Here is an 8,242-nt window from a genome sequence, read left to right as displayed (position 1 = left end):
GCGACCGTCTCAAGGACGAGGTCCACATCAACCTTGGAACAGCTTCTGGACCACGGCGCCAGGCACTCCCTTGAAATGCGCAGACCCAATTTTATCCGGCAGTTTGCTCTGTTGTTGGTGGCGCTATGATCCCTCCTTGCGGCGTACCGGCCTCTGTCGCCTGAAGCTGCCCCTTATAAATCAGGCCAGCTTTCAGCCATTTCCGGAGGATTTCCTTGTCCATCAGGACATGGGTCTCCAACCAGTTATGGCTAATATGGTCGAAGCATCCCTTGATATCCGCCTCCAGCACCCAACGGGCTGAGCCCTTCTGGGACATGGCGACGAATATCTGTGACATGGCGTCAGCCGTCGAGCGGTTTAACCTGAACCCATAAGAGTTCGGGTCGCTCGTCGATTCCGACACCGGCTCCAAGGCCAGCAGATACAAGGCTTGCATCGCCCTGTCCCGCATGGTCGGAATGCCCAGAGGGCGCTCCTTTCCATTGGCCTTGGGGATAAAGACTCTCCGTAAAGGCAGAGGCTTATATCCACGCCGCTTCAACCTGCCGACAGCAAGCCATCGGCTCTCAGGCGAGTCCCAAAGTTCGCGATCGACTCCAGCCGTTCGCGCACCCTGATTCTGCGTAACACGTCGTACCGCATACAGCTTTGCGGACAACGTGCGGGTCAACATCCGTTGCAGGGCTCTCCCCCTGCGCCAGTTGCCTTCCCGCGTCGCCTTCGCAATTCGAATCTGCATCCCTCTCACGTTCCGTTCAACCCGCCGCCAATCTACGGCGTACCAGTTGTCCGGCGCGTGGGAAAGCGCAGATCCGTCCTTTCGGACAGATACTCTCATGCTGCTCTCCTACTCGAAGAAGTGAATCCCGAGCGAAGAACAGATCGCCCCTTGCGGGAGCGATCTGCTCCCGCAAGGGGGTTAAAAACATATGCTGACGGTCCAGAAGCCCGACAGCAATCATCTTCCAGCTAAGGGTTAGTCAGCCATCTTGCGACGGTAGACCAGACGGAAGTCTGCCCGCTTTCGCGTGGGGTAATGTTCCAACCCCTATCCGACCCATTACAGACCGGCTTTCGCTTTCTCCGTCATCCCATACCTGCACAATCAACAGCGTCCCTCACGGTTCGCCTGCCAGTCAAACTACGACCGGCAACCATACAGGCTTACCACGTTCCCGGCGTGTCACACGACTGACTTAGGTTCTGCCTATTCCCCGGCGGTCCGATGACGACGTAACCCGAATTTACAGCGGGTTATCCGACCGCACACCTGTTTGGTTGATGCCTGTCAGCAGCTTTGGCACCGTCCTACTTACGAGGTTTATCAGCAGTTCACTTGCATTAACCATATCAGCCAGCCTAGCCCCTCAACCCCGTTGCTGCTGGGAGTCTCCGGATGGTCATCTCGCAACCACCATCCGCCCGAACTTCCGGGGGGTACATTGTTAGAAGAGCTTCACACCCCACCATTGCCAGTGACGCATGTCTTCCTAGGCTACTGCTGGTCGTACAGCAGGTTCACTACCCTCGCCAATGCAGCCAGCGAGGCCGAACAATGACACACCGAGCTTTTCGCTCGTATCGTTTAGCGACTCCGTTGCCCTGAGGCGCAGGAATTGCAAACATCACCCCGCCCTGTCGGCGGAGATGAAGCCGCTGACTGGGCGGGACCTGACGGTAATCAGGTCAATGCAATACGGTTGACGGCGGAATGCACCGTGTCCCGTGTTCACTACTAAGGTGTGCCCCTAAGGACACATCTACTGCTTAAAGTGCGGCTCACAAGGGAGCCGCCTGCGGAGGGCATGGTGAGTCCAGTCGAGACCTTCCTCAATAACCCTCTAGTCGATGCCCCGTAACGTGGGGCTGACGGACACGAGCGTGCGTGTCGCACGTAAAACCGTAGGATAGCAAAAGCCGCCCAGGGTTCAGCACCCTTGGACGGCTTTTTGCATTACCGGCTGCTGCGACGAGGCGCCGCGCCGGTCAGATGCGATAAAACTGACTTCTTAGTTCTTCGACTGGTCGACCAGCTTGTTCGCGGCGATCCACGGCATCATCGAACGCAGCTTGGCACCAACCGTTTCGATCTGGTGCTCGGCCGTCAGACGGCGGCGCGATTGCAGCGTCGGTGCGCCGGCCTTGTTTTCGATGATGAAGCTCTTTGCGTACTCGCCGGTCTGAATGTCCGTCAGCACTGCCTTCATCGCCTTCTTCGTTTCAGCGGTCACGATACGCGGACCTGTCACGTACTCGCCGTATTCGGCGTTGTTCGAGATCGAGTAGTTCATGTTCGCGATGCCGCCTTCGTAGATCAGGTCGACGATCAGCTTCAGTTCGTGCAGGCACTCGAAGTACGCCATTTCCGGCGCGTAGCCCGCTTCCACCAGCGTTTCGAAGCCGGCCTTGATCAGGTCGACCGTACCGCCGCACAGCACGGCTTGTTCGCCGAACAGGTCGGTTTCCGTTTCTTCACGGAAGTTCGTTTCGATGATACCGGCACGGCCGCCGCCGTTCGCTGCTGCGTACGACAGGGCGATGTCACGCGCTGCGCCCGACTTGTCTTGCGCAACGGCGATCAGGTGGGGCACGCCGCCACCTTGCGAGTACGTACCGCGAACCGTGTGGCCCGGCGCCTTCGGCGCGATCATGATCACGTCGAGGTCCGCGCGCGGGATCACTTGACCGTAGTGCACGTTGAAACCGTGTGCGAAGGCGAGCGCTGCGCCTTGCTTGATATTGGCGTGCACTTCCTTTGCGTAGACTTCGGCGATCTGCTCGTCCGGCAGCAGCATCATGACGACGTCCGCGCCCTTGACGGCTTCCGCCACTTCCTTGACTTGCAGGCCGGCGTTCTCAGCCTTGCTCCACGATGCGCCGCCCTTGCGCAGACCGACCGTGACCTTCACGCCGCTTTCGCTCAGGTTCAGTGCGTGAGCATGGCCTTGCGAGCCATAGCCGATGATGGTGACTTGCTTGCCCTTGATGAGGGAGAGGTCGGCGTCCTTGTCGTAGAAAACTTTCATGTCGGTTCCTTGGCTAAATTCGGTGAAATCAGTGAAATACAAATACTGCGAATGGTGTGTTTTGTGTTGCTGGCCGGACAGGTGCAGATTCAGACACTAGCACTGCCCGGCTTCGATCGAGACGGTTGATAACGCAACTTCGAACGCAACTTCGAACCGTAACTCAGCGCGCGCGTCAAACCTTCAGAATGCGCTCGCCGCGGCCGATACCCGAACTGCCCGTACGGACGGTTTCGAGAATCGCAGTCGCGTCGATCCCTTCGATGAAGGCATCGAGCTTGTCGCTCGCGCCCGTCAGTTCGATCGTGTAGGTCTTTTCTGTGACGTCGATGATCCGGCCGCGGAAAATATCCGACATCCGTTTCATCTCCTCACGTTCCTTGCCGACCGCCCTCACCTTGATCAACATCAGCTCACGCTCGATGTGGGCGCCCTCGGTAAGGTCGACCACTTTCACCACCTCGATCAGGCGGTTCAGATGCTTCGTGATCTGTTCGATCACGTCGTCCGAGCCAATGGAGACGATGGTCATGCGCGACAGCGAACGGTCTTCGGTCGGAGCCACCGTCAAGGTTTCAATGTTGTAGCCGCGTGCCGAGAACAGCCCCACCACGCGTGATAACGCGCCCGGTTCGTTTTCCAGCAGGACAGAAATAATGTGTCTCATGTTTCGCTTCTTCCAGATGTTTTGTCGATGTATGCGAGCGGTTTCGCGCCGCTTCGTCCGCCTTCGCCCTTTGTGGAGGCGCGCATGACGAAGCCGACGCTAAAAACCGTCGTTATAGATCTTCCGAACCCATGAGCATCTCAGTGATGCCCTTGCCGGCCTGGACCATCGGCCAGACGTTTTCGGTCGGATCGGTCTGGAAATCGAGAAACACCGTGCGATCTTTCAGACGCAGCGCTTCCTTCAGCGCCGGTTCGACATCGGCCGTGCGTTCGATACGCATGCCGACGTGGCCGTACGCTTCGGCGAGCTTCACGAAATCCGGCAGCGCATCCATGTACGAATGCGAATAGCGCTTGCTGTATTCGATCTGCTGCCACTGGCGCACCATGCCCAGATAGCGGTTGTTCAGCGAAATGATCTTGATGGGCGTCTCGTACTGCTTGCAGGTCGAGAGTTCCTGGATACACATCTGGATCGAGCCTTCGCCCGTGATACAGAGCACGTCGTCGTCCGGGTGCGCCATCTTCACGCCCATCGCCGCCGGCAGGCCGAAGCCCATCGTGCCGAGGCCACCGGAATTGATCCAGCGGCGCGGCTTGTTGAAGCGATAGAACTGCGCGGCCCACATCTGGTGCTGGCCGACGTCGGAACACACGAAGGCATTGCCGTCGGTCAGTTCCCACGCCTTTTCCACCACGTACTGCGGCTTGATGATGTCGCTCTTGCGGTCGAACTTCAGGCAGTCTTTGGCGCGCCAGGCTTCGATGTCCTTCCACCAGTCGGCGAGCGCCGCGGTGTCCGGGCCATGCTCGGCCGTTTGCAACTGCTCGATCAGCTCCTTCAGCACTTCCTTCACGTCGCCGACGATCGGAATGTCGACCTTGACGCGCTTGGAGATGGAAGAAGGATCGATGTCGATATGGATGATCTTGCGCGGGCGCGATGCGAAGTGCGCCGGATCGCCGATCACACGGTCGTCGAAGCGTGCGCCGATCGCGATCAGCACGTCGCAGTGCTGCATCGCCATGTTGGCTTCGTACGTGCCGTGCATGCCGAGCATGCCGAGGAATTTCTTGTCGCTCGCGCGGTAGCCGCCCAGACCCATCAACGTATTGGTTACGGGATAGCCGAGCAGATCGGCGAACTGGTTCAGCTCACGCGATGCATCCGCGAGGATGATGCCGCCGCCGGTGTAGATATACGGACGCCTGGCCGACAGCAACAAGGCCACAGCCTTGCGAATCTGGCCGGAGTGACCTTTCGTGACCGGGTTGTACGAGCGCAGCGAAACGGTCTTGAGCGGTTCGTACTGGCACGGCATCTTCGACACGTCTTTCGGAATGTCGATCAGCACCGGGCCGGGACGGCCGGTACGGGCGATATAGAAAGCTTTCTTGACGGTAGCGGCGAGGTCGCGCACGTCCTTCACGAGGAAGTTGTGCTTCACGCAGGGACGCGTGATGCCGACCGTATCGCACTCCTGGAACGCATCCTGACCGATCGCAGCAGTCGGCACCTGGCCGCTGATGATCACCATCGGGATCGAATCCATGTAGGCCGTGGCGATGCCGGTCACCGCATTGGTGACGCCGGGGCCGGAGGTCACGAGGCACACACCCACTTTGCCGGTGGAACGCGCATAGGCGTCGGCGGCGTGGACTGCGGCTTGTTCGTGGCGCACGAGGATGTGCTGGAATTTGTCCTGCTTGTACAGCTCGTCGTAAATGTAGAGTACCGAGCCGCCGGGATAGCCCCACACAAACTCGACGTCTTCGTCGGCCAAAGCGCGCATGAGCACGGTGGCGCCGATAGAGTCAGCTTCAGGATGGGGGGTCGTATCCGACGTGGAGAATTCCGCGCTGGGCATATTCATTTATTCACCTTTCGAATTTTCGGCAAAAAATTGATCGGGTGCTCTCTGCCGGGCTTGTGGCTCGGGTTCAAGCGGCGCGTCCAGTTGACAGGTGAGCTTCTTGGGCCACACCTCAATTGAGACAAGTCACTTATGTTGCGAACCAGCGAAGATATCTGCAGATGTTCGCGCGGTCAAGCAAATATTGCCCTGGCGGCCTGCCCCTGAATCTTAATAATGGTCAAAAACGACCGAAAAGCCCGCTATTGAGGTACAAGGTAGGACGGGTTTCGCCCCAGCGGGGCGAAAGTTTGTTAGCATCCGCGAGTTTTACGACATTTTTCGACCGATTACGCGCACGCACGCTGCGCCGACCCCCAAACGGATGGCATCAGACAAGGAACTCGCCGATTTTCTGGCGGGCGTCGAAAGGCGCGCATTCAAGCAGACGGTCTACGCCGTGCGGGACGACGACGCCTCGCTCGATATCGTGCAGGACGCGATGATCAAGCTCGCCGAAAAATACGGCGACCGTCCGGCCGCCGAACTTCCGCTCCTGTTTCAGCGTATTCTCCAGAATGCGATGCACGACTATTTCCGTCGTGCCAAAGTGCGCAATACTTGGGTTAGTCTGTTCTCCTCGCTCGGCAACGCCGACGACGACGAATTCGACCCACTCGAAACATTCGAGGCGCAGCAAGGTTCAGCGGGCTCAGAAAGCAACGAACAGAAACTCGAACGCGAACAGGTCTTACAGTTAATCGACGACGAGATCCAAAAGTTACCGGCACGTCAACGGGAGGCGTTTCTCATGCGTTATTGGGAAGATATGGATGTCGCCGAGACTGCCGCCGCGATGGGCTGCTCCGAAGGCAGTGTGAAAACACACTGCTCGCGGGCCACCCACACGCTGGCGCAAGCGCTCAAGGCTAAAGGAATCACGCTATGAGCTCCCAAGAAACCAAAGAACTCGAGTTCGCCCGCCAGGTGCGCCGCGCGCTCGACGAAACCGCCGCCAGTATCCCGTCCGCCACCGTCGACCGGCTCGCCGTGGCGCGCCGTGCCGCGCTCGCTCGCAAGAAGCCCGAGACCGTGAGCGCGCCGGTGTTCGTACCCGCCTTCGCCGGCGCCGGCATGCCCTCAGGTATGCCGCAGGTCGAGATGCCACAGCGCCGCCGCTCGCCGCTGCGCCGCTTTGCGCTCGCCTGGCCGCTCGTCGCGCTGGTCGTCAGCCTCGTGGGCATCGCCTACTGGGAAGACCAGCAACGCACCGCCGAACTCGCCGATATCGATGCAGCCATGCTTAGCGACGACTTGCCGCTCAATGCCTATCTCGATCACGGTTTCAACGCGTACCTATCACGCGCCCACTGAGCGGGAGATTCTTCGGGTGAGTTACAAGCGCGGCTTGGCCGTTGTTTTCGGATGCGCGATCGCGGCCCTGGTGTCGTTTGCCGCGACGTATCCGCGCTTTTATCCGAGCCCGTCGACCGCCAATGCGCCTGCCGCAGGCGGCAACGCAACCGCCAAGACACCCGCGCCTACGCTCGCCGTCGAACTGCCCGGCCTGTCCGGCAACAATAGCCCGATGGCGTGGTCGCGCCTGAACTCGGCCGAACACCTTGCGCTCGCGCCGTTCGCCGGCGTCTGGGATTCCTTCAGTGACGAACGCAAGCGAAAATGGATCAAGATCGCGGCGCGTTATCCGAAGTTATCGCCTGATGCACAAAAACGCCTGCATGACCGAATGACTGAATGGGTGCGCATGACACCCGATCAGCGGCGCGTTGCACGCGAGAACTACCAGGTGTCGAAGGAGTTGCCGCGCGAAACCCGCCAGAACGCATGGAAGACTTATCAGCAATTGCCGGAAGAGCAGAAGGAGCGACTCGCCGCGAGCGAGCGTAAGCGGCGACCGAGCGTCGTAAGCGCGCCGCCGTCCGGCAAGTCCGAGATCAAGGGCCTGGACCGTCTGGTCAATGCCCGCGAGCATGGCGCGAGCGGCGCCGCAGCGGCGAGTGCCGCGGCTGCCGCTGCATTGCCGAGCCCGGCCGTTACGCCGGCGATTCCGGCTGCGGGCAGCTTCGTGCCCGCCACGCCGGTGCCGGTTTCGCCGGCCGAGGCGCCGTCGATCTTCAACGGCTCCTGATCCGCGCCCCACTGTGTCCCAACCGCTCGCCACCTCGACACTGCCCGCCAAATCATCCGGCACCGCGCCTACCGTTCGCCGGCGCCTCGCCGCGCTGCTCTACGAAGCCGTGATCCTGTTCGGCGTCGTGTTCATCGCCGGCTATCTGTTCAGCACGTTGACTCAGCAGCGCAACGGTCTCACCCATCACAACCTGCTCGCAGTGTGGATCGGCCTCGTGGTTGGTCTGTATTTCGTCTGGTTCTGGACCCATAGCGGCCAGACGCTGCCGATGAAGACCTGGCGCCTGCGCGTCGTCGCCGCTAACGGCGCGCCGCTGTCCACGGGCCGGGCGATCGTTCGTTACGTACTGGCGTGGCTGTGGTTTTTGCCGCCGCTCGCGCTGCATCCGTTGCTGGGCCTCGCCGTGCCGCAGACGCTGGTGATCGCCGCGATCTGGTTCGTACTGTGGGCCGCCATCGGCCGCTTCGATTCGCAGCGTCAATTCCTGCACGACCGCCTCGCCGGTACCCGCGTCATTAGCGTCGCACACTGAGCAAACT

The 8,242-nt window shown here is 60.1% G+C and carries 7 protein-coding genes and 1 pseudogene; 4 read left to right on the top strand and 4 right to left on the bottom strand.

Going from position 1 to position 8,242, the window contains the following annotated elements; translation table 11 throughout:
- Positions 1–100 precede the first annotated feature (100 nt).
- The 4 genes and pseudogenes from FSO04_RS21595 to FSO04_RS21580 all read right to left on the bottom strand — a co-directional run.
- Positions 101–841 (bottom strand): annotated as a pseudogene (locus FSO04_RS21595) (reverse transcriptase N-terminal domain-containing protein); the annotation flags it as partial.
- Between the two features lie 1,171 nt (positions 842–2,012).
- A complete protein-coding gene (gene ilvC, locus FSO04_RS21590; RefSeq protein ID WP_063495284.1) occupies positions 2,013–3,029 on the bottom strand; it encodes a ketol-acid reductoisomerase in 1,017 nt (338 codons plus the stop codon).
- 175 nt (positions 3,030–3,204) lie between these two features.
- Entirely contained in the window at positions 3,205–3,696 is a 492-nt protein-coding gene (ilvN, locus tag FSO04_RS21585) for an acetolactate synthase small subunit (RefSeq protein ID WP_011487482.1), read from the bottom strand.
- 112 nt (positions 3,697–3,808) lie between these two features.
- Positions 3,809–5,572 (bottom strand): acetolactate synthase 3 catalytic subunit, encoded by a 1,764-nt coding sequence (locus FSO04_RS21580; protein ID WP_154562275.1) that lies wholly within the window; start codon positions 5,570–5,572, stop codon positions 3,809–3,811.
- A gap of 364 nt (positions 5,573–5,936) precedes the next feature.
- On the opposite strand from FSO04_RS21580, the gene FSO04_RS21575 reads away from it, so the two are divergent.
- Genes FSO04_RS21575 through FSO04_RS21560 form a run of 4 tightly spaced genes read left to right on the top strand, consistent with a single transcriptional unit; the run spans position 5,937 to position 8,235 of the window.
- Positions 5,937–6,500, top strand: coding sequence for an RNA polymerase sigma factor (locus tag FSO04_RS21575; protein ID WP_054034971.1), 564 nt, complete (start codon positions 5,937–5,939; stop codon positions 6,498–6,500).
- Positions 6,497–6,925: a DUF3619 family protein gene (locus FSO04_RS21570; RefSeq protein WP_154562273.1), complete on the top strand. Its 429-nt coding sequence runs from the start codon at positions 6,497–6,499 to the stop codon at positions 6,923–6,925. Before FSO04_RS21575 ends, FSO04_RS21570 begins: the two co-directional genes overlap by 4 nt.
- 16 nt (positions 6,926–6,941) lie before the next feature.
- Entirely contained in the window at positions 6,942–7,700 is a 759-nt protein-coding gene (locus tag FSO04_RS21565) for a DUF3106 domain-containing protein (RefSeq protein ID WP_168435777.1), read from the top strand.
- 13 nt (positions 7,701–7,713) lie between these two features.
- Positions 7,714–8,235: an RDD family protein gene (locus tag FSO04_RS21560; RefSeq protein WP_168435776.1), complete on the top strand. Its 522-nt coding sequence runs from the start codon at positions 7,714–7,716 to the stop codon at positions 8,233–8,235.
- Positions 8,236–8,242 lie beyond the last annotated feature (7 nt).

This window comes from Paraburkholderia madseniana, assembly GCF_009690905.1.
GTDB lineage: Bacteria > Pseudomonadota > Gammaproteobacteria > Burkholderiales > Burkholderiaceae > Paraburkholderia > Paraburkholderia madseniana.
The sequence above is the reverse complement of the archived record's forward strand: the minus strand, read 5'-3'. Positions and strand labels throughout refer to the sequence as shown.